Consider the following 21,688-nt stretch of genomic DNA (forward strand, 5'->3'; position numbering starts at 1 on the left):
CAAGACGACGGGGGCGTCGAGGGTGCGCAGAGCGCAGGGGACTCCCTGGGCCCCCGGAGTGCGGGAGCGACCCAGGGCACGCAGCACGCCGGGAGCGACGGGAGCGACGGGGGCGCCCAGCACGGCGGGGCCGTCCAGGGCGCCCACACCGGCGGGGCCGCGCAGAGCTCTCAGGACGTTGCGGTTGTGCGGGGTGCCGCGGCTGGTGGGGACGGGCAGGTCGCTTCGGACAGGCAGGAGGCGGCCGAGGACTTTACCGTCCGGGATCCCGTCAGTGCTCCCGATGCCGAGGGGCGGCCGCGGCGGGTCACTCGGCGGTTTCCGCTGTTCACCAAGGACACCGCACGGCCCGAGGGCGGTGGCCGGGCGGCGTCCGGTGGCGCGCCCGCCCCGGCCCGGCAGTGGCCCGTGCTCGCCGTACTCGGACTGGTCGGACTCGGACTGATGGTGACCGCGTTCGGTCAGTTCCGGCTCGGGGTCCTGATGATCGGCGTCGCGCTGCTGGGCGGCGGCGCGATGCGCTGGCTGCTGCCGGACGTCGGCATGCTGGCCGTCCGCTCCCGCTTCACGGACATCGTCACGTACGGCGTGATGGGCCTGGTGATCGTCATGCTGGCCCTGATGGCGCAACCCAAACCGTGGGTGCAGCTCCCGTTCCTGAAGGACACGCTGCACTTCACGGTCACCAGCGAATGACGGGAACGGCGGCCCGTCCTCTCCCCCGAGGAAGGACGGGCCGCCGCCACACCCCACCCTCGTGCACCGCGAATGACCTGTTCAACGCCTGTCAGTACGCTGTGGCACGGAAGTGACGGTTCCGGTACGTCCCTTGGCTGATTCCGCACGAAGTGGTGCGGCACCCCGGGTGGCATGGACAATCAGGACGGTCCGGGGTGTACCGCGCGCTGTCACCATGCTTCTGTGCGCCCCCCGTCAGGGAACTGAGATCCTGACTGTGCGCATCCCTGTGGGTATCCAGAACGGGGACTCGGCCGAGGCCGCCAACGCGCGGGGCGAACAGCGCGGGAAACAACAGCACGAACCGGGGGGAAGAGGGGGAAGCAATGCCTCGTTGGAAGGCCTTGCCGGATGAGCTCGATCCGCAGATCAGGGAGTTCACCAGCCAGTTGCGCAGACTCGTGGACCGCAGCGGTCTGAGCATCGCGTCGGTGGCGGACCGCACGGGATACAGCAAGACGTCCTGGGAGCGTTATCTGAACGGCCGGCTGCTCGCGCCCAAGGGTGCGATCGTGGCGCTGGCCGAGGTCACCGAGACGAACCCGGTGCACCTGACCACCATGTGGGAGCTCGCCGAGCGCGCCTGGAGCCGCTCGGAGATGCGGCACGACATGACGATGGAGGCCATCCGGATATCCCAGGCGCGGGCCGCGCTCGGGGAGTTCGGCGGGCAGGACTTCGGCGGCACCTCCGCCGCCGCCAAGGACGACGGCAGGACGGCTTCGGCGGGCGGCGGCGACAACACGTCCCGCAGGAGCGGCAACACCACGGTCACGCCGGGCATCGCGGGCCCTGCCGGGGTCTCCCCGACGGTGCCGGCCCAGCCGACGGCCCCCGAGGTGCAGGACTCCACGGGTGCCGGTGCCGGTGCCGGTGTGCGGGAGGACGGCGGCCGGGGTGGTGCGACCGAGGTCAACTCCTGGGGACTGGCCGGGTACAAGGGCCCGTCACCGACGGGCGCACGCGGCACCGGGTCAGGCGGTGGCTCCGGCACGGGTACCGACTCCCGGACCGGTTCGGGGCCCGGGAGCTCTGCCGGGGCGTCCGGCGGCCCTGCCTCCGCGCGGGGTGGTGGCGGAGCGGGCGCGTACGACACACCCCCGCAGGACGCCGCTCCGGCCCGCGCCGGTGGCGCCGGTCGCTCCGGTGGTGCCGGCGGTGTCGGCGGCAAGAAGCGGACCGCGACGTTCCTCGCGGGTGTCGTGGGCGTCCTCGTGGTGATAGCCGGTGCGTTCTATCTCACCGGCGGCGGTGGTGACGACGAGGCCAAGGGCGCCACCAAGTCCCCCTCACCGTCCGCCAGCACGGACCCGGACCTGCCGCCCGGCGTGAAGTGCAGCGGTGACGGTTGCACCGGCAAGGACGCGGAGGCCATGGGATGCAGTGGTGACCTGGTGACCACGGCCCGGACGGCGACCATAGGCACGACCACGATCGAGGTCCGCTACAGCGAGACCTGCAAGGCGGCCTGGGGGCGTATCACCCAGGCGACCCAGGGCGACGAGGTCCAGGTCAGCGCGGGCAAGAAGAAGGAGACCGGCAGCATCACCGAGCCCGGGGACGCGATCGCGTACACGCCGATGGTGGCCGTGAAGAACGCCACCGACGCCAAGGCCTGCGCAACGCTCGCATCCGGACAGCAGGGCTGCACCGAGTAGCAGGGGACTGCACCGGATCGCAGCTCGGCCCCGCGTATGCGGATCGTCGCGCGTGTGCGGATCGTCGCGCGCATGCCCGTCCGCCGAGCATGCGGCGCGCGGGGTGGGCCGGGCACCGGCCAGGTGCTCCCGCCCGGGGGAAACGAATTTCGGAGACGGAGGATTGGGCGTCCGGATCGGGGGCACGCGAACCGTACCCCCACGGGAGTCCGGCACGGTCGGTTCCCCCCAAGGCGGCCGCCTTCGTCCCCCTCTCCCGGACGGGCGGCCGCCTCCCGTGTGGGCGTGCGGTGGGTTGTGGGGTGGGCCACACCGACCCGGCCGTCCGGGATCCCGGAGGCGCGATAGCCTGACCGCTGGATGGATCTCTTGACGCCAAGAGATCGATCAAACGTCCGGGGCAGGGACGCCCCACCGCCAGCTGTCATACGGAGAACGCCATGACCCGCACTCCCGTGAACGTCACCGTCACCGGCGCGGCCGGCCAGATCGGTTACGCCCTGCTCTTCCGCATCGCCTCCGGTCAGCTGCTCGGCGCGGACGTGCCGGTGAAGCTGCGCCTCCTGGAGATCACGCCGGCGCTGAAGGCCGCCGAGGGCACGGCCATGGAGCTGGACGACTGCGCGTTCCCGCTCCTCCAGGGCATCGACATCACGGACGACCCGAACGTCGCCTTCGACGGCACGAACGTGGGCCTGCTGGTCGGCGCCCGCCCCCGCACCAAGGGCATGGAGCGCGGCGACCTGCTGGAGGCCAACGGCGGCATCTTCAAGCCGCAGGGCAAGGCCATCAACGACCACGCCGCGGACGACGTCAAGATCCTGGTCGTCGGCAACCCGGCGAACACGAACGCGCTCATCGCGCAGGCCGCCGCGCCCGACGTACCGGCCGAGCGGTTCACCGCGATGACCCGCCTCGACCACAACCGCGCCCTGACCCAGCTCGCGAAGAAGACGGGCTCGACGGTCGCCGACATCAAGCGGCTCACCATCTGGGGCAACCACTCCGCCACCCAGTACCCGGACATCTTCCACGCCACGGTCGCCGGCAAGAACGCCGCCGAGGTCGTGAACGACGAGAAGTGGCTGGCCGAGGACTTCATCCCGACCGTCGCCAAGCGCGGTGCCGCCATCATCGAGGCCCGCGGCGCCTCGTCGGCCGCCTCCGCCGCCAACGCCGCCATCGACCACGTCCACAGCTGGGTCAACGGCACCGCCGACGGCGACTGGGTCTCCATGGGCATCCCGTCCGACGGTTCGTACGGCGTCCCGGAGGGCCTCATCTCCTCCTTCCCCGTCACCACCAAGGACGGTAAGTACGAGATCGTCCAGGGCCTGGAGATCAACGAGTTCTCCCGCGCCCGGATCGACGCCTCCGTCAAGGAGCTCGAGGAGGAGCGCGAGGCGGTCCGCGGCCTCGGCCTCATCTGATCCACGCCTCTCTGCGTTCCGCAGGCCCCCCACCGGTTGCTTCCGGTGGGGGGCCTGCGGGCGTTCCAGCGCAGGATTTCATGGGCGATTTGCCCAAGTTTGCTCGCATGTTCAGTGATGCAGCGCACTTTCAGCCATGGATTGCGCATGCAACTGGGAGCCCCGGGCAGGCGAACTCGGTCTCCTGTGTCACACATGTGTGAGACAAGGGCGCTGAACAGGAACGGAAGGGCAGTTACGGATCATGGCGGAAAGTACCGAACTTCAGGCACGTAAAACCATCCACGCGGGGGGAGAATGGCGTGCCGCCGTCTCCGGTGCCACCCGGGAGATCCTCGACCCCGCGGACGCCCTGCCCTTCGCCGTCGTCGCGGAGGGGGACGAGAAGGACACCGACCTGGCGATCGCCGCCGCCCGGCGCGCCTTCGACGAGGGCGACTGGCCGCGCACGCCCGTCACCGAGCGGGCCGCACTGCTGCGCCGCGTCGCCGACCTGCTGGTGCGCGACCGCGAACAGCTCGGGCGGCTGGAGGCCCAGGACGCCGGCAAGACCGTCGAGGAGGGCCGCGTCGACATCGACTGTGTCGCCGACGCCTTCCGCTACTTCGCCGACCTGGTCGCCGGCGAGGCCCCCGGCCGGGTCGTCGACGCGGGCTCGCCCGACATCCACAGCGTCGTCGTGCACGAGCCCATCGGTGTCTGCACGATGATCACGCCCTGGAACTATCCGCTGCTCCAGGCCAGCTGGAAGATCGCCCCGGCCCTCGCCGCCGGCAACACCTTCGTCATCAAGCCGAGCGAGATCACCCCGATGACGACCATCGCGCTGATCGAGCTGCTCGTCGAGGCCGGGCTGCCCGAGGGCGTCGCCAACATCGTCACCGGCCCTGGCCACTCGGTGGGCGCGCGGCTCTCCGAGCATCCCGACGTCGACCTGGTCTCCTTCACCGGCGGCCTGGTCAGCGGCACCAAGGTGGCCCAGGCCGCCGCGCCCGGCGTCAAGAAGGTCGCCCTCGAACTCGGCGGCAAGAACCCCAACGTGGTCTTCGCCGACGCCTGCGCCACCGACGAGGGCTTCGACACCGCCGTCGACCAGGCCCTCAACGCCGCCTTCATCCACAGCGGCCAGGTCTGCTCGGCCGGCGCCCGCCTCATCATCGAGGAGTCGGTCCGGGACCGGTTCGTCACCGAACTCGCCCGGCGCGCCGAGAAGATCCGCCTCGGCCGCGGCACCGAGGACGGCGTCGAGTGCGGCCCGCTGGTCTCCGAGCAGCAGCGCGCCAAGGTCGAGGCGTACGTCGAGTCCGCCCTCCAGGAGGGCGCGGTGCTGCGCTCCGGCGGCAAGCGCCCCGAGCCCTCCCCGCAGCGCCCCGAGAACGGCTACTTCTACGAGCCGACCGTCCTCGACCACTGCCACCGCGAGATGCGCGTCGTACGGGAGGAGGTCTTCGGGCCGGTCGTCACCGTCGAGACCTTCCGCACCGAGGACGAGGCCGTCGCCCTGGCCAACGACACCGAGTACGGGCTCGCGGGCGGTGTCTGGACCACCGACGCGGGCCGCGCCCGCCGGGTGGCCGGACGGCTGCGTCACGGCACGATCTGGATCAACGACTTCCACCCCTACCTGCCGCAGGCGGAATGGGGTGGCTTCGGCAAGAGCGGAGTGGGCCGGGAGCTCGGCCCGGCCGGCCTCGCCGAGTACCGGGAGACCAAGCACGTCTACCAGAACCTCGCTCCCAAGCCGGTGCGCTGGTTCGCGGGCTGAGCCACGGGCCCGGGTCGGCCTCCCCCCCCGGCCCGGGCCGACCTCCCCACCCTTCGAGCCCGTCCACTTCATCCCCACTGGAGCAAGCAAGCCATGTCCCACACCGTCCATGAGTACGACTATGTCGTGATAGGCGGCGGAACCGCTGGTTCCGTCATTGCCTCACGCCTGACCGAGAACCCCGACGTGACCGTCGCCGTCATCGAGGGCGGCCCCAGCGACGTCGGCCGTGACGACGTGCTGACCCTGCGCCGATGGATGGGCCTGCTGGGTGGCGAGCTCGACTACGACTACCCCACCACCGAACAGCCACGCGGAAACTCGCATATCCGGCACAGCCGGGCCCGGGTCCTGGGCGGCTGTTCCTCGCACAACACCCTGATCGCCTTCAAGCCGCTGCCGGCGGACTGGGACGAGTGGGAGGACGCCGGTGCCAAGGGCTGGGGCGCGGTGCAGATGGAGGCGTACTTCGCGCGTCTGCTCAACAACGTCGTCCCCGTCGACGAGCAGGACCGCAACGCCATCGCCCGGGACTTCGTGGACGCGGCCCAGGCGGCGCTGAACGTGCCGCGCGTGGAGGGCTTCAACAAGAAGCCGTTCACCGAGGGCGTCGGCTTCTTCGACCTCGCCTACCACCCCGAGAACAACAAGCGGTCCTCGGCCTCGGTGGCGTACCTGCACCCGGTGATGGACGAACGGCCCAACCTGACGATCCTGCTGGAGACCTGGGCGTACAAGCTCCAGCTGGACGGCGACCGCGCCGAGGGCGTGCACGTCCGCACCAAGGACGGCGAGGAGATCCTCGTCAAGGCCCGCAGCGAGGTCCTGCTGTGCGCCGGCGCCGTCGACTCGCCCCGGCTGCTGATGCACTCCGGCATCGGCCCCAAGGCCGACCTGGAGAAGCTCGGCATCCCCGTCACGCACGACCTGCCGGGCGTCGGCGAGAACCTCCTCGACCACCCCGAGTCGGTGATCGTGTGGGAGACCAACGGCCCCATCCCGGAGAACTCCGCGATGGACTCGGACGCCGGCCTCTTCGTGCGCCGCGACGCCGAACTGCCGCACCCCGACCTGATGTTCCACTTCTACCAGATCCCGTTCACGGACAACCCGGAGCGACTGGGCTACGAGCGGCCCGAGTTCGGCGTCTCGATGACCCCGAACATCCCCAAGCCGAAGAGCCGCGGCCGGCTGTACCTGACCAGCGCCGACCCCGAGGTCAAGCCCGCCCTGGACTTCCGCTACTTCACCGACGAGGACGACTACGACGGCAAGACCCTCGTCGACGGCATCAAGATCGCCCGCGAGATAGCCAGGACCGAGCCGCTGGCCGGCTGGCTCAAGCGCGAGGTGTGCCCGGGTCCGGACGTGACCGACGACGCGGAACTCAGCGAGTACGCCCGCAAGGTCGCGCACACCGTCTACCACCCCGCCGGCACCTGCAAGATGGGCGCCGCCGACGACCGGCTCGCCGTCGTCGACCCCGAGCTGCGCATCCGCGGCCTGGAAGGCATCCGCATCGCCGACGCCTCCGTCTTCCCCACCATGACCACCGTCAACCCGATGATCGGAGTGCTCATGGTCGGAGAGAAGGCCGCCGAGCTGATCGGAGGTGGTTCCAAGTGACCGCGACCCTCGAGCCCCCTACGGAGCAGACCATGGACACCGCCCCCGTCTTCTCGGTGGAGAACCTGTGGAAGGTGTTCGGCCCGAAGGCCGACCGCGTCCCGGGCGACCCCGAGCTCACCGCCCTCGATCCGGCCGAGCTGCGCTCCCGCACCGGCTGCACGGCCGCCGTCCGCGACGTCAGCTTCGACGTGCGCAAGGGCGAGGTCTTCGTCGTCATGGGCCTGTCCGGCTCCGGCAAGTCCACGCTGGTGCGCTGTCTGACCCGGCTGATCGAACCGACGGCGGGCACCATCGCCATCGACGGCGAGGACGTCCGCGCCATGGACCGCTCCCGGCTGCGCGAACTGCGCCGGCACCGCGCCGCCATGGTCTTCCAGCACTTCGGCCTGCTGCCGCACCGCACGGTCCTCGACAACGTCGCCTACGGCCTGGAGATCCAGGGCATGGGCAAGGCCGAGCGGCGTGAGCGTGCCGCCGAGGTCATCGCCAAGGTCGGCCTGGAGGGCATGGAACACCGTCGCCCCGGCCAGCTCTCCGGCGGCCAGCAGCAGCGCGTCGGCCTGGCCCGCGCGCTCGCCGTCGACCCCGAGGTGCTCCTCTTCGACGAGCCGTTCAGCGCGCTCGACCCGCTGATCCGGCGCGACATGCAGGAGGAGGTCGTCCGGCTGCACCAGGAAGAGGGCCGCACCATGGTCTTCATCACCCACGACCTCCAGGAGGCCCTCAAGCTCGGCGACCGCATCGCCCTGATGCGGGACGGCCAAGTCGTGCAGCTCGGCACGCCCGAGGAGATCGTGGGCTCGCCCGCCGACGACTACGTCCGCGAGTTCGTCCGGGACGTCCCGCGCGAACAGGTCATGACCGTCCGCACCGCCATGCGCCGTCCCACGGCGGACCAGGACGGCAGCGGACCCGCGGTCCGGCCCGACGCGACGGTCTCCGAGGCGATCGAGGCGGTCGCCCGCGCCGGCGCACCGGCCCGTGTCGTGGACAAGGGCCGCTGCGTGGGCGTGGTCGACTCCGACACGCTCCTCGGGGTCGTCGCCGGCACGGAGCAGCCCGAGCCGCCGGGCACCGAACAGCCCAAGGAGGCGGTGTGATGGCGACCATCACCGCGTCCCCGCCCCGCCTCGGCCTGCCCGGGCTGCTGAAGAACCGTGCCGTCCAGAAGCTGCTGCTCCTGGCCCTCGCCGCGGCGGTCCTCGTGCCGCTGGCGAACGCCCGCTGGGCGAGCGGCACCTGGCCGAGCGCGCTGACCCTCGACTTCTCCGCGCCGCTCGCCAAGGCCAGCGACTGGATCATCGACAACCGCGACAGCCACCCGCTGTTCCTGTACTTCTTCGGCCACGTCAGCAATGTCGTCGTCATCGCCGTACGCGCCGTCTACCTCACCCTCCTGGCCATCGGCTGGGCGGGCGTCACCGCCCTGGGCGCGCTGGTCGCCTGGCGTGTGGCGGGTGTGAAGCTGGCCCTCGGCACCGCCGTCGCGTTCCTCGCCTGCGGCCTGCTCGGCATGTGGGTGCCGACCATGCAGACCCTCGCCCTGATGGTCGTCGCGGTCCTCGCGTCGGTCGTCGTCGGTGTGCTGCTCGGGCTCGCGGCCGGACTCTCCGACCGGATGGACCGGGCCCTGCGTCCGATCCTCGACACCATGCAGGTGCTGCCCGCCTTCGCCTACCTGCTGCCGGTCGTCCTGGTCTTCGGCATCGGTGTCCCCGCGGCCGTCCTGGCCACCGTCATCTACGCCGCCCCGCCGATGGCCCGCCTGACCTCGCTCGGTCTGCGCGGCGCCGACAAGTCGGTGCTGGAGGCCGTCGAGTCGCTCGGCTCCACCGCACGCCAGCGGCTGCTGACCGCCCGGATCCCACTGGCCCGCAAGGAACTCCTGCTCGGCGTCAACCAGACGATCATGATGGCGCTGTCCATGGCCGTCATCGCGGCCGTCATCGGCGCGGGCGGTCTCGGTGACCGCGTCTACCAGGCCCTGGCCTCGGTCGACGTCGGCGCCGCCCTGGCCGCCGGTATCCCGATCGTGCTGCTGGCCGTCGTCCTGGACCGCGTCACGGGCGCGGCGGGGGAGCGGCTCGGCGCCGAACCGGAGCCGCACAGCGGACGCGGCTGGCTCTACGCCCTCGCCGAGCGTCGTCGCCGTGGCCGTCGCCGGACGCCTCACGGGCCGCCTCGACTGGCCCGAGACCTGGACCGTCGGCATCGCCGAACCCGTCAACCGGGTCGTCGACTGGATGACCGCGCACCTGTACTCGGGCGTCCCCTACATCGGCGGCACCGCCGACTGGGCGGGCCACTTCACCACCTGGGTGCTCGACCCGATGCGCGACGGCCTGCAGTGGCTGCCCTGGTGGTCGGTGCTGCTGATCGTCGCCGCCCTGGCCTGGGTCATCGGCACCTGGCGCACCGCGCTCACCGCCGTCCTCGCCATGGCCGCGATCGGCGTGCTCGGCGTCTGGAAGCCGTCCCTGGACACGCTGTCGCAGGTCCTCGCGGCCGTCGTCGTCACCCTCGTCGTCGGCTTCGCCGTCGGTATCGCCGCGGCCCGCAGCGACCGCCTGGAGCGGCTGCTGCGCCCGGTCCTGGACGTGTTCCAGACGATGCCGCAGTTCGTGTACCTGATCCCGGTCGTCGCCCTGTTCGGCGTCGGACGCGCCCCGGCCGTCGCGGCCGCGATCGTCTACGCCCTCCCGGCGGTCGTCCGCATCACCACCCAGGGCCTGCGCCAGGTCGACCCGTCCGCGCTGGAGGCCTCCGGCTCCCTCGGCGCCACCAGCTGGCAGCAGCTGCGGCAGGTCCAGCTCCCGCTGGCCCGGCCGGCCCTGCTGCTCGCCGTCAACCAGGGCCTCGTGCTGGTCCTCGCCGTCGTCGTCATCGGCGGCCTGGTCGGCGGTGGCGCGCTCGGCTACGACGTGGTCTTCGGCCTCGCCCAGGGCGACCTGGCGACCGGTCTGGTGGCCGGCGGCGCGATCGTCTGCCTCGGCCTGATGCTCGACCGGGTGACCCAGCCCACCGAACGCCGCGCGAAGAAGGGAGCGTGACATGCGAGTCCGTAAGATCCGCAAGACGGCCGTGATCGCCGCGGCGAGCTCCCTGGCGCTGCTCACCGGCTGCGGTGCCGCCGACATGACCAAGCAGGCCTCGCCCTTCGCCAACGCGCAGGGCTCCAAGACCGTGACCCTGTCCGTGCAGTCCTGGGTGGGCGCCCAGTCCAACGTGGCCGTCGCCCAGTACATCCTGGAGCACGAGCTCGGCTACCGGGTCGACACCGTCCAGGTCGACGAGGTGCCCGCCTGGGACGCGCTCAGCCAGGGCCGTGTCGACGCGCTCCTGGAGGACTGGGGCCACCCGGACCAGGAGAAGCGGTACGTCGACGACAAGAAGACGATCACGCGCGGTGGCGGACTCGGCGTCACCGGGCACATCGGCTGGTTCGTCCCGACGTACCTCGCCAAGCAGCACCCGGACATCACCAACTGGAAGAACCTCAACAAGTACTCCGACCTCTTCCGCACCCCGGAGAGCGGCAGCAAGGGCCAGCTGATGGACGGTTCGCCGTCCTACGTCACCAACGACAAGGCGCTGGTGAAGAACCTGAAGCTGGACTACCAGGTGGTGTTCGCCGGCTCCGAGGCCGCGCAGATCACGCAGATGAGGCAGTTCGCCAAGGAGAAGAAGCCCTTCCTCACCTACTGGTACTCGCCGCAGTGGCTCTTCAAGAAGGTCCCGATGACCGAGGTGAAGCTGCCGCCCTACAAGGAGGGCTGCGACGCCGACCCCGACAAGGTCGCCTGCGCCTACCCGCACACGCCGCTGGAGAAGTACCTCAACTCGGACTTCGCGAAGAACGGCGGCAAGGCGGCGGCCTTCCTGAAGAAGTTCAAGTGGACGACCGAGGAGCAGAACGAGGTCTCCCTGATGATCGCCGACAAGAAGATGACGCCGGAGGACGCGGCGAAGAAGTGGGTGGACAGCCACAAGTCCACGTGGAAGAAGTGGCTGTCCTGACGTCCGCTACATCAGCCGAGCGGCGATCTCCCGCAGTGCGCGGGTGGCCCGCCGCTGGAGCCCCGGTCCGAAGGTGACCCGGGTGGCCCCTCGCGCGCCGAGTTCGGCGGGCGAGGGGCCCTCCTCGGTGAAGACCCCCACGTTGACCGGCCCCTGGATCCCGGACCGCAGCAGCGGCAGGACCTCCGGCGGGGCCCCGATCGGGTAGACGCAGTCGGCGCCCGCCGCCACGTACAACGCCGCCCGCTCGATGGTCTGTTCGGGGTCGGGGGCCCCGTACGCGAAGGTGTCCACACGCGCGTTCACGAAGAGCCGGTCACCGGCCGCCGCCCGCACCTCGGCGAGCCACTCGGCGTGCGCGCGCGGGTCCTTGAGCTCCCCGTCCTCGGAGTCCTCCAGGTTGCAGCCCACCGCCCCCGTCTCCAGCAGCCGCTCCACCAGCTCCTTCGGCGCGAGCCCGTATCCGTCCTCGACGTCCGCCGACACGGGCACGTCGACCGCCCGGACGATCCGGGTGACCGCGGCGAACATCTCGTCGACCGGGACCTGCCCGTCCTCGTACCCGAGGGAGGCGGCGACGCCGGCGCTGGGCACGGCGAGCCCCGGGAACCCGGCCTCCGCGAACACCCGGGCACTGACCGCGTCCCACGGCCCGGGCAGCACCAGCGGATCCTCGGGCGCGCGGTGGTGGTGCAGGGCGCGGAACGTGTCGGCCTGGCTCATGGCGTGTACCCCCCTGGCGGGATCCGGCGGCTGACCATCACCCGGTTCCAGTTGTTGATGGCGACAACCAGCCCCACGAGATGGGCGAGCCGCACCTCGTCGAAGTGCTTGGCGGCCTGCTCGTACACCTCGGCCGGGACGAATCCGTCCGTCAGGACGGTCACCGCCTCGGTCAGCGCCAGTGCCGCCCGCTCCCGCTCGTCGAAGACGTCCTCGGCCTCCTCCCAGGCGGCCAGCAGGTCGAGCTGCCGCTCACTCACCCCGTGCTTCCGGGCGATCGCGAGGTGCATGTCGAGGCAGAACGCGCAGTGGTTGAGCTGCGAGGCGCGGATCACGACGAGTTCGGCGAGGACCGGGTCGCCGAGGCCCTGCTTCGCGACCGCGCTGAGGGCGGACATGGCCCGGGCGACCGCCGGATCCAGCAGCCGGGTCCGGAGCGTCACTTGTACTGGCCCGGCCGGTAGTGCCCCGGCGCCATACGGCAGGTCACCCCGAACCGGTTCCAGGCGTTGATCACCGTGATCGCGGCGATCAGCTGGGCCAGCTCGGCCTCCTCGAAGTGCTTCTCGGCCTTCGCGTACACCTCGTCCGGCACGAATCCGTCCGTCAGCACGGTCACGGCCTCCGTCAGCTCCAGCGCCGCGAGCTCCTTCTCGGTGTAGAAGTGCCGCGACTCCTCCCACGCGCCGAGCTGCACGATCCGCTCGACGCTCTCGCCCGCCGCGAGGGCGTCCCTGGTGTGCATGTCGATGCAGAAGGCGCAGTGGTTTGATCTGCGAGGCGCGGATCTTCACCAGCTCGTACAGCGTGGGGTCGAGCCCCTGCCGGGCGGCGGCCTCCAGCCGGACCATCGCCTTGTAGACGTCCGGCGCGTGCTTGGCCCACTCCAGGCGGGCGGGCTGCTCGGGGGCGTACCCCGTAGTGGTCGTGGTCGTCATGCCCTCGACCCTAGGAGCGAGGCAGCCCAGGGGTATGGTCCATTTCCATGGCGGATCATTGGGCCACTTTCGGCGTCGACCTGCATCTGGAGCCGACCGGTCCGGGCCTGCGCCGGGGACTGACCGACGCCCTGCGCGAGGCCGTCCGCTCCGGCCGGCTGGCCCCCGGCACCCGGCTGCCCTCCTCCCGGGCGCTCGCCGCCGACCTGGGCATCGCCCGCAACACGGTCGCCGACGCCTACGCCGACCTGGTCGCCGAGGGCTGGCTCACCGCCCGGCAGGGCTCGGGAACTCGGGTGGCCGAACGCCGGGTCGTCCCGCCCGCGGGCACGGCACCCCACCCCCGCGCACCCGCCCGCCCCGCCTACGACCTGCGCCCCGGCAGCCCCGACCTCGCGTCCTTCCCGCGCGCCCAGTGGCTCAAGGCCGCCCGCCGCGCCCTCACCGCCGCCCCGTCCGACGCGCTGGACTACGGCGACCCCCGCGGCCGCCCCGAGCTGCGGGCCGCGCTCGCCGGCTACCTCTCCCGGGCCCGGGGCGTACGGGCGGACCCCGAACGGATCGTGGTGTGCGGCGGGTTCGCGCACGGCCTGAAACTGCTCGGCGCGGCCCTGCGGGCGCGCGGGGCCCGGACGGTCGCGGTCGAGTCGTACGGCCTCGACGTGCACCGCAGGATCCTGGCCGCGTCCGGTCTGCGCACCACCCCGCTGCCCTTCGACCGGCTGGGCACCGACCCGGGCGGGTCGCGGGCCGCCGACGCGGTTCTCCTCACCCCCGCCCACCAGTTCCCCATGGGCGTGCCCCTGCACCGCGACCGCCGCGCGGCCGTCGTGGACTGGGCGCGCCGCACGGGCGGGCTGGTGCTGGAGGACGACTACGACGGCGAGTTCCGCTACGACCGCCAGCCCGTGGGGGCGCTCCAGGGCCTGGACCCCGACCGGGTGGTCCACCTGGGCACCGCGAGCAAGTCCCTCGCGCCCGGGCTGCGACTGGCCTGGATGGTCCTGCCGCCGGACCTGATGAAGGAGGTCGTCACGGCGAAGGGCGGCGTCGACACCTGCGGGGTGCTGGACCAGCTGACCCTGGCCGAGTTCCTCACCTCCGGTGCCTACGACCGCCATGTCCGCGCGGCCCGGCTGCGCTACCGGCGCCGCCGGGACGCCCTGGTCGCCGCCGTCGCGGCCCGGGCCCCCGAGGCCCGCGTCACCGGCATCGCGGCCGGACTGCACGTCCTGCTGCGGCTGCCGCCCGGCACCGAGCAGTCGGTGGTCGAGGCGGCCCACTGGAGGGGGCTCGCGCTGCACGGACTCGCCCGCTACACCGACCCCGCCGCACGGACAGAGCCGGTCGACGCCCTGGTCGTCGGATACGGGACACCGCCGGACCACGCGTGGTCGGGCGCGCTGGACGCCCTGTGCGCCGTCCTGCCCGCATAATGCGCGAATTCCCCCTCCTGAATGACGTGCGAGGGATATGGTCACCGCATGAGCGAAAGCCCTTCCATATCCCGTGTTGCCCTGAAGAAAATCACCCCCGACGTCTCCGCGGCAATGGGTTCCCTGCATGCCGCGGCCGTTTCCGCGGCGCAGGACGCCAAGCTCGAACCGGAACTGCTGGAACTGGTCAGGATCCGCGCCTCGCAGATCAACGGCTGCGCGTTCTGCCTGGACATGCACACCAGGGACGCCCGCGCCCAGGGCGAGACCGAGCAGCGCCTGTACACCCTGAACGCCTGGCGGGAGACGCCCTTCTTCACCGAACGGGAGCGCGCCGCCCTGGCGTTGACGGAGGCGGTGACGCTGGTCCACGACGGGCGCGTCCCGGACGCGGTCTACGCCGAGGCGGCCGAGGTCTTCGACGAGAACCAGATCGCGGCCCTCATCTGGTCGGCCACCGTCATCAACGCGTACAACCGCATCGCGATAGCGACGCGCATGGTGCCGAAAAACTGAATCGGGCAGCGAAATACGCGCCGGGTCGAATTCCTTCGGCCCGGCGCCCTCGTCGTTCTGGAATTCACCTTTCGGACAGCGGCTCCATAATGCCGTCCAGCCAGGTCCGCCATTCCCCGGCACGCTCCACCGGAGGCACCCCCATAGGCCGTCCCGTCCAGCCCGTCACCGGCCGGATCCCGTGCAGCGCGTTGACGAGCCACACCTCCCGGCCGTCCAGCTCGGCCACGGTCCGCTCACGGTGGGCGATGCGGATCCCGGACCGCAGCGCCCTCTCCTGGACCAGCGCGGCCGTCACGCCCGGCAGGACGGGCAGCCCGGGCGGCGGCAGGCAGAGGGTGTCGTCCTCCCACCACAGGACAGTGGCGGTGGCCGACTCCAGCACCGTGCCCGAGGGCGCGATCAGCAGCGCCTCCTCGGCTCCCTCGCCGACGGCCCGGCGGCGCACCCGGGCCAGGGTGTCCAGGTCGGGGCCCTTGCGGCGGGGCACGGTCCGCGGATCGGACTGGCCCGCCGCCCATAGCCGGATCCCGGTGCCGAGCGGCGGCGCGGGCCGCAGCAGCAGCCGCAACTCCATCGACCCGGCCACGAGTTCCACCCGCGGGAACCACGCACCCGTGCGCGGCAGAACGGCGGTCACCTCCTGCCAGAACTCCACGAGCCGGCGCGGCCGCGGCCCGCCGCACTCACCGCAGGACCGCGAGAACCGCTCCCGGTGCCGGGCATAGGCCCGCACCCGGCCCTCGCGCAGCAGCCACGAGTCCGCCACGAGCAGCCGTCCCCCGGCCGCCCGGTCCGGGGCCGGGGCCAGGCCCCCGCCGGGCGCCCACGTCCACAGGCCTTCGGCCACCGCCGGTCCGATCACCAACAGCCTCCTCAGTACGTGCGTCCCGCGACGGCCGGCGCCCCGTGCCGGGGGCCGTACGGCGCGTGCTCCAGCCATGACCCGCACCACGGCAGCACCGGCGCCAGGGCCGCCGCCGCCCGCTGCCTGACCCGCACGGTCCGGCGGTGCGGCCGTAGATGGTCCAGGGCCGTACCGGCGGCGGCGCTGTTGAACAGGGCCGCCGCGCGCCGCACCTCGGCGAAGCCGGCGACCGCCTCGCCGGTCCCCGCGGCGATCGCCTCGGCCGCGCGCGCCGCGTCCGCGATCCCGCTGTTCATCCCCCGTGCCCCGAACGGCGGGAAGAGATGCGCCGCCTCACCGGCCAGCAGCACCCGCCGGTGCGGATCGGTGAACGAGGCGGCCACCTTGCGCAGGAAGCGGTACGTCGACACCCACAGGATCCGCTCGGCGTAGCCGTCCCCGACGACTCCGGGCAGCCAGCGGCGCACGGCCTCCTCGGTGCCGTACTCCTCCTCCCGGTCGTCGTCCCGGCACTGCAGGTCGACCTGGAAGCCCCCGGTGAACGGCACCCGCATCACACTGCGTCCGCCGGCCCCCGGATGCTCGTAGTGGAAGACCCGCTCCAGCGGCAGTTCGGCGCCCGGCACGTCGGCGACGTCCACGACGACGTGGAAACCCTCGCCGTGCGTGCCCTCCAGCTCGATGCCCAGCTCCCGCCGGACCGCCGAGCGGGCCCCGTCGGCGGCGACGGCGTACGCGCCGGTCCACACCCGGCCGTCCTCACCTGTCAGCCGGACCTCCGTCCGCGTCGTGCGGACGCCCGTCACGCGCGCGCCCCACACGCACTCCACCCCGGCCCGCTCACAGGCCGCGCGCAGGAACCGTTCGGTGTCCGTCTGCCGCAGGCTGGTGAAGGGCGGCGGCCCGGACGGCGGCGGGAAGGAGCGGGAGTAGACCTCGCGCCCGCGGTAGAGGGTGCGCCTGGTGTGCCAGGTCCGCCCGTAGGCGGTGATCTCGGCGGCGAGGCCCGGCAGCATGGCGTCGAGCAGGCCGAGGGTCTCCCGATGCACGAACAGGGCGCGGCTGCCGGGCCGTTCCCGGTCCTCCCGGTCTGCCTCCAGCAGCACGACCGGCAGCCCGTGCGCCCGGAGCGCGAGGGCCGCCGACAGGCCCACGGGGCCGGCGCCCACGACCAGGACCGGGGTCATGCCCGCACACCCTCGGTGAGCATCCGGGCGACCTCCACGCGCTTCACCTTCCAGGTGGCGGTCATCGGCAGGTCCTCGAACCGCCACTGCCGCGGCTCGGCCATCGCGGGCAGCCCGGCCGTGGCCCACCGCCAGCGCTCCGGGTCCAGGGGCCGCTCGCCGCGCACGCACACCACCGGCACCGGCTCGTGGTCCGCGCCCGGCACGATGACGACCTCGCGCAGCTCCTCCAGCCGGGACATCAACTCGTCCTCGACCTCCAGGTTGCTGTGCACCGTGTCGATCCGGTCGATCTCCCGGTCGATGAGGTGCAGCGCGCCCAGCCGGCTCCGGTAGCCCATGTCGCCCATCTCCCACCAGCCGTCGGTGAGCTGACGGTCGTAGCGCTCCGGCATGCCGAGGTAGGTGAGGATCCGGCCCCGGGTCCGGGCCTCGATCCGGCCGGGGGTGCCGGGCGGGACCCGCCGGCCCTCCTCGTCGGTGACCCGGACCCGGGTGAAGCCGGGTATCCCGAACCCGACCCGGCGGCCGTCCGCCCGGGCCGCACTGCGCCGGGTCACCACCTGGAACGCCACCGGGCCCGTCTCACTCTGCCCGTACAGCTGGATCAGCCAGGGCGTACGGCGCCGGGACGCGTCCAGCAGCCGCCGTACGGTGCGCGGATGGATCGCGTCGAACGTGGAGCCGTAGGCCCGGACCCGGGACAGCGGGGCGCCGGGCGCGTCGGCCAGCTCCTCCCACAGCACGAACGTGTTGGGGTGCGTCTCCACGATGCCGGGCCGGTGCCGCACCAGCAGCGGTCCGACCGAGGCCGGGTCCGGGTCGGTGATCAGCACGAGCGGGCTGCCGAAGTGCAGCAGGACGCCGAGCAGATGGTAGAAGCGCGAGTGCACGAAGGACATGTGCAGCGCGGCGGGCTCGCCACGCGTGGGCCGGCCCATCGCCTGCTGCGGCACGAGCCGGTTCCACATGGTCCGCGCGCAGTGCACGGCCAGTTTCGGCACGCCGGTGGTGCCCGAGCTGTGGGTGATCAGCGCGGGTTCGCGGGGGTGGAGCCGAACGGGCGGGGGCGGCTCGGCGCCGGTGTACTTCGCCAGGGGCTCCGCACGGGGCGAGTCCTCCACGGTCAGCGTCCGCCGCACCAGCCCGGACAGGGCGACCTTCCGCAGGCCCTCCAGGGTGGCGCCGTCGGTGACCAGCCAGGGCCTGCGCAGCCGTTCGAGGAGCTGCCCCGCCACGGCCGGGGCCAACGTGGGCGACAGCAGCACCGGCACGGCCCCGATCCGGGAGACGGCACAGGTCAGCAGCATGATGTCGACGTTGTCCGCCTTGTGCACCACGACCTGCTCCGAGGGCCGCACCCCGGCCTCCCACAGCCGCCCGGACAGTTCCTCGACCAGGTCGGCCAGCACGGTGTAGCTCAGGTCGGTCCCGAGGTCGGGGGCGACGTCCAGCGGCCGGTCCAGGGTGACGAAGACGGCCCCGTGCCGGTCGGCCGCGCGCCGGAAGACCGGCCCCAGGTAGAAGCCGCGCTCGGCGGGCAGAAGGTACCGCTGCCGCATGTGGCCGTTCCTTTCCGTGGTCTTCACCAGGCGCCCCTGCGGACCAGATGGCGGCGGAGCTTCCCGGTGGGGGTGCGGGGCAGCGACGGGACGAAGCTGACGCTGCGGGGGACCTTGAACGCGGCGAGGCTCTCCCGCGCCAGGCCGATGAGCTCGTCCGCCAGGCCGTCCCGTACCGGCGGCGCCGGGACCACGAAGGCCCGCAGCCGGCTCGCGCCCCGCCCGTCGGGCACCGCCGCGACGGCCACCTCCCGGACCGCCGGATGGCCGTGCAGCACGGCCTCCACCTCCAGCGGGGAGACGGTGATGCCGCCGACCATCTCCATGTCGTCGGCACGGCCCAGATGCCGGTAGGTGCCGTCCGGTTCACGGCGGGCCCGGTCACGGGTGGCCAGCCAGCCGCCGGCCAGGGTGCGGGCGGTCTCCTCGGGCCGGTCGAGGTAGCCGGGCGTCACCGTCGGCCCGCGCACCCACATCTCGCCCTCCTCACCGTCCGGCACCGGCCCCCCGTCCCGGTCCCGCAGCTCCACCTCGAAGCCGGGGACGGGACGGCCGACGGTGCCCGGGTGGTTGTGGGCGAAGCCGTTGGCGCAGAACGCGTGACCGGCCTCGGTGGAGCCGATCTGCTCCAGCACCGGAGCGCCGAGCAACGCGCCCACCTGCCGCGCGAGCCCCTCCGGCAGCCCCTCACCGGCGGACACCGCGGCCCGCACCGAGGCGAAGCAGCCCTCGTGCCCGTGGCCCCGCTCGGCGACCAGCGCGGCGTACGCGGACGGCACCGAGTAGAGCAGCGTCACCCGGTGCCGGGCGACGAGCTCGTCGATGGCGGTCGGAGTGGGGCGCCGGTCCACCAGCACCGCGGACGAGCCGGAGAACAGCGGGAAGACGAAGGCGTTGCCGAAGCCGTAGGCGAAGAACAGCTTCGACACCGACAGGGTCACGTCGTCCGCGGTGATCCGCAGCACCCGCCGGCCGATCAGATCGTGGTACGTCCGGGGATCGCCGTGTGTGTGCACCACGCCCTTGGGGCGGCCCGTGGTGCCGGAGGTGTACTGGACGTACAGCGGGCTGTGCGCCTCGACCTGGTGGGCGGGGGCGGGCTCGGCGGCGGAGGCGAGCGTCATCAGCTGATCGGCGCCGAGCCCCGCCCGGCCGGCGAACCGCTCCTCCAGGCCCGGCCCCGCCACGCACAGCACCGCCGCGATGTCCTCGGCCAGGAACGCGTGGTCGGCCGCCGGGAGCTCGGGGTTGACCAGGACCGCGACGGCACCGAGCCGGGCGGTGGCGAGGAAGGCCGTCACCCAGGCGACGGAGTCGGGCAGCGCCAGCAGCACCCGGTCGCCGGGACGCACCCCGTACCCGGCGAGCACGGTGGCCGCCCGGGCCGCGAGGTCGTGCACCTCGCCGTGGGTCCAGGCCCGGTGACCCTGGTGGAAGGCGGTCCGCCCGCCCCACCCACGCCGCTCGGCGAGTTCGGCCAGCTGGGCCGCGAGGTTCCCGGGCGCCCCGGTCTCGGCCGGATGCGGCGCGACCTGCGGACTGGTCATCGCCGGGCCTCCTCGCCCGCCCCGGCCCGGTCCCCCGGCGGGCCCTGCCGCCGGATCCGGTCGGCCGTGTGCTGGTGCAGGGCGCGCATGGAAGCCGCGGTCTTCAGCAGCATCTCCTCGTACTCCGCGTCCGGATCGGAGTCGAGGACGATCGCGCCGCCCGCCCCCAGGTGCATCTCACCGCCGGTGAACACGGCGGTCCGGATGACGATGCCGAGATCCGCGCCGCCGCCGCAGCCGAAGTAGCCGAGCGCGCCCGAGTAGACGCCACGGGCCTCGGTCTCCAGCGAGTCGATGATCTCCAGCGTGCGCAGCTTCGGCGCGCCGGTCATCGACCCGCCGGGGAAGCAGGCCCGCACGCAGTCCACCGCGTCGGTGCCCGGCCGCAGCCGTCCCTCCACGGTCGACACGAGCTGGTGCACCGTGGCGTACGTCTCCGTGGCCATGAGCTTGGAGACCCGTACCGTGCCCGTCCGGCACACCCGTCCCAGGTCGTTGCGGAGCAGGTCGACGATCATCAGGTTCTCGGCCCGCGTCTTGGCGTCCGACGCGAGCGCGTCCCGCAGCCGGGCGTCCTCCTCCGGCCCGTCACCCCGGGGCGCGGTGCCCTTGATGGGCCGGGCCTCGGCGCTACCGTCCCGGCCGATCCGCAGGAACCGCTCGGGCGAGGAGCCCGCCACCTCCAGCTCCCCGAACCTCAGGAACGCCGCGTACGGGGCCGGGTTGTCGCGGCGCAGCGTCCGGTAGAACGCGAACGCGTCGGGCGGAGCGGGTAAACGGGCGGCGTTCGTCAGGCAGATCTCGTAGCTGGTGCCCGCCCGCAGCTCCTGCTTGCAGGCCTCGATGTCCGCGAGGTACCGCGCCCGGTCGCGCACCAGCCACGGCTCTGCGGCGCCGGGGTCCGCGGCGGCCGGTGGCCCGGGCAGGGGCGGCCGCTCGGTCGTCACGCAGGAGAGGTCGGCCAGCGCGCCCTCCAGCCAGTCGGCGGCCTCCCGGGCGGCCTGCGGGGTGTCCTCCGCCAGGCACACGGCGTACGTGAAGCCCTCCTGGTGGTCCACCGCGATCACCCGGTCGGCGAACAGCCATGCGGCGTCCGGGACGGGGGAGCGGTGCCGGTTGCCGGACCCGCAGTCGGCCTTCGTCTCGTAGCCGAAGTAGCCGACGTATCCGCCGGTGAAGTCGAAGGGCAGCCCGGTGCCGTCGACCCGGCGGTTCGCCAACTGCCGCTTCAGGTAGTCGAAGACACTCGCCGCGACCTTCCGCACCGGCCGCCCCGCCCGCTCGATCTCGCACCGGCCGGTCGTGACGTCGTACCGCACCGACTCGGCCAGCGGCCCGCTGTCGTCCCCGAAGAACGAGAACCGCGACCGTCCCGGCTCGACGAGCGAACTGTCCAGCCAGAAGGCACGCGAGGACTCCGAGTACATCCGGGTGAAGGCGGCTTCGGTGTCGACGGCACCGGTGATGCGGCGGGTGTGCAGGCGGTAGCCGACCCGTTCGGGGCGGCGGGGGCGGGGGATGGCGGCGGTGGGCGCCGAGGCGGACAGGGTGGCCGTTCTGGACCCGCCGGTCGAGACGGTCCCGCCGGTCGGGACGGTCCCGCCGGTTGCGATGGTCCCGCCGGGCGCGGCGGCGGCCTGGGAGAGGGCGGTCACCTGGAAGACGGCCGCGGCC

Annotated in this window: 16 protein-coding genes and 2 pseudogenes; 10 read left to right on the forward strand and 8 right to left on the reverse strand. The window is 72.7% G+C overall.

Translation table 11 applies throughout. The features are described from left to right. The first annotated feature begins 186 nt into the window (after positions 1-186). The 8 genes and pseudogenes from SSQG_RS24215 to SSQG_RS24250 all read left to right on the forward strand — a co-directional run bounded on the left by SSQG_RS24215 (position 187) and on the right by SSQG_RS24250 (position 11,237). Positions 187-696: a DUF3017 domain-containing protein gene (locus SSQG_RS24215; RefSeq protein WP_003992470.1), complete on the forward strand. Its 510-nt coding sequence runs from the start codon at positions 187-189 to the stop codon at positions 694-696. A 368-nt stretch (positions 697-1,064) separates the two neighbouring features. Then, positions 1,065-2,396, forward strand: coding sequence for a helix-turn-helix domain-containing protein (locus SSQG_RS24220; protein WP_039933523.1), 1,332 nt, complete (start codon positions 1,065-1,067; stop codon positions 2,394-2,396). A 440-nt stretch (positions 2,397-2,836) separates the two neighbouring features. Continuing rightward, on the forward strand, positions 2,837-3,826 hold the full coding sequence (locus tag SSQG_RS24225) for a malate dehydrogenase (protein ID WP_003992473.1): 990 nt from the start codon (positions 2,837-2,839) through the stop codon (positions 3,824-3,826). A 244-nt stretch (positions 3,827-4,070) separates the two neighbouring features. Next, positions 4,071-5,591, forward strand: coding sequence for an aldehyde dehydrogenase family protein (locus SSQG_RS24230; protein WP_003992474.1), 1,521 nt, complete (start codon positions 4,071-4,073; stop codon positions 5,589-5,591). Between the two features lie 93 nt (positions 5,592-5,684). Continuing rightward, a complete protein-coding gene (locus SSQG_RS24235; RefSeq protein WP_003992475.1) occupies positions 5,685-7,217 on the forward strand; it encodes a GMC family oxidoreductase in 1,533 nt (510 codons plus the stop codon). Positions 7,218-7,249: 32 nt separating this feature from the next. After that, entirely contained in the window at positions 7,250-8,320 is a 1,071-nt protein-coding gene (locus SSQG_RS24240) for a quaternary amine ABC transporter ATP-binding protein (protein ID WP_052310476.1), read from the forward strand. Next, positions 8,320-10,270 (forward strand): annotated as a pseudogene (locus tag SSQG_RS24245) (ABC transporter permease). Before SSQG_RS24240 ends, SSQG_RS24245 begins: the two are co-directional and overlap by 1 nt. Position 10,271: 1 nt before the next feature. Continuing rightward, on the forward strand, positions 10,272-11,237 hold the full coding sequence (locus SSQG_RS24250; RefSeq protein ID WP_003992478.1) for an ABC transporter substrate-binding protein: 966 nt from the start codon (positions 10,272-10,274) through the stop codon (positions 11,235-11,237). A 6-nt stretch (positions 11,238-11,243) separates the two neighbouring features. Here SSQG_RS24250 and SSQG_RS24255 read toward each other — a convergent pair whose 3' ends face one another. From SSQG_RS24255 to SSQG_RS24265, 3 genes and pseudogenes are all read right to left on the reverse strand, one after another. Next, on the reverse strand, positions 11,244-11,960 hold the full coding sequence (locus tag SSQG_RS24255; protein ID WP_003992479.1) for an isocitrate lyase/PEP mutase family protein: 717 nt from the start codon (positions 11,958-11,960) through the stop codon (positions 11,244-11,246). Then, positions 11,957-12,403, reverse strand: a complete 447-nt coding sequence (locus SSQG_RS24260; protein WP_003992480.1) for a carboxymuconolactone decarboxylase family protein — start codon at positions 12,401-12,403, stop codon at positions 11,957-11,959. The genes SSQG_RS24255 and SSQG_RS24260 overlap by 4 nt, the downstream gene beginning before the upstream one ends. After that, positions 12,400-12,898, reverse strand: a pseudogene (locus SSQG_RS24265) (carboxymuconolactone decarboxylase family protein). Before SSQG_RS24265 ends, SSQG_RS24260 begins: the two are co-directional and overlap by 4 nt. Positions 12,899-12,945: 47 nt before the next feature. On the opposite strand from SSQG_RS24265, the gene SSQG_RS24270 reads away from it, so the two are divergent. Both SSQG_RS24270 and SSQG_RS24275 read left to right on the forward strand, forming a co-directional pair. After that, the gene (locus SSQG_RS24270) at positions 12,946-14,334 is read left to right on the forward strand and encodes a PLP-dependent aminotransferase family protein (RefSeq protein ID WP_003992482.1); all 1,389 of its coding nucleotides are present in this window, start codon (positions 12,946-12,948) and stop codon (positions 14,332-14,334) included. A gap of 48 nt (positions 14,335-14,382) precedes the next feature. Continuing rightward, on the forward strand, positions 14,383-14,850 hold the full coding sequence (locus SSQG_RS24275; RefSeq protein ID WP_039933525.1) for a carboxymuconolactone decarboxylase family protein: 468 nt from the start codon (positions 14,383-14,385) through the stop codon (positions 14,848-14,850). Between the two features lie 64 nt (positions 14,851-14,914). On the opposite strand, the gene SSQG_RS24280 is transcribed toward SSQG_RS24275, so the two are convergent. Genes SSQG_RS24280 through pabB form a run of 5 tightly spaced genes read right to left on the reverse strand, consistent with a single transcriptional unit; the run spans position 14,915 to position 21,669 of the window. Further along, positions 14,915-15,715: an aminotransferase class IV gene (locus SSQG_RS24280; protein WP_003992484.1), complete on the reverse strand. Its 801-nt coding sequence runs from the start codon at positions 15,713-15,715 to the stop codon at positions 14,915-14,917. Positions 15,716-15,726: 11 nt separating this feature from the next. Next, a complete protein-coding gene (locus SSQG_RS24285) occupies positions 15,727-16,905 on the reverse strand; it encodes an FAD-dependent monooxygenase (RefSeq protein WP_003992485.1) in 1,179 nt (392 codons plus the stop codon). Beyond that, complete coding sequence (locus tag SSQG_RS24290; protein ID WP_003992486.1) at positions 16,902-18,467, reverse strand: class I adenylate-forming enzyme family protein; 1,566 nt, start codon at positions 18,465-18,467, stop codon at positions 16,902-16,904. Before SSQG_RS24290 ends, SSQG_RS24285 begins: the two co-directional genes overlap by 4 nt. A gap of 23 nt (positions 18,468-18,490) precedes the next feature. Next, positions 18,491-20,014 (reverse strand): AMP-binding protein, encoded by a 1,524-nt coding sequence (locus SSQG_RS24295; protein WP_003992487.1) that lies wholly within the window; start codon positions 20,012-20,014, stop codon positions 18,491-18,493. Then, entirely contained in the window at positions 20,011-21,669 is a 1,659-nt protein-coding gene (gene pabB / locus SSQG_RS24300; RefSeq protein ID WP_003992488.1) for an aminodeoxychorismate synthase component I, read from the reverse strand. Before pabB ends, SSQG_RS24295 begins: the two co-directional genes overlap by 4 nt. Positions 21,670-21,688: the final 19 nt, after the last annotated feature.

Origin of the sequence: Streptomyces viridochromogenes DSM 40736, assembly GCF_000158955.1 — a bacterium.
In the GTDB taxonomy this organism is placed as follows: domain Bacteria; phylum Actinomycetota; class Actinomycetes; order Streptomycetales; family Streptomycetaceae; genus Streptomyces; species Streptomyces venetus.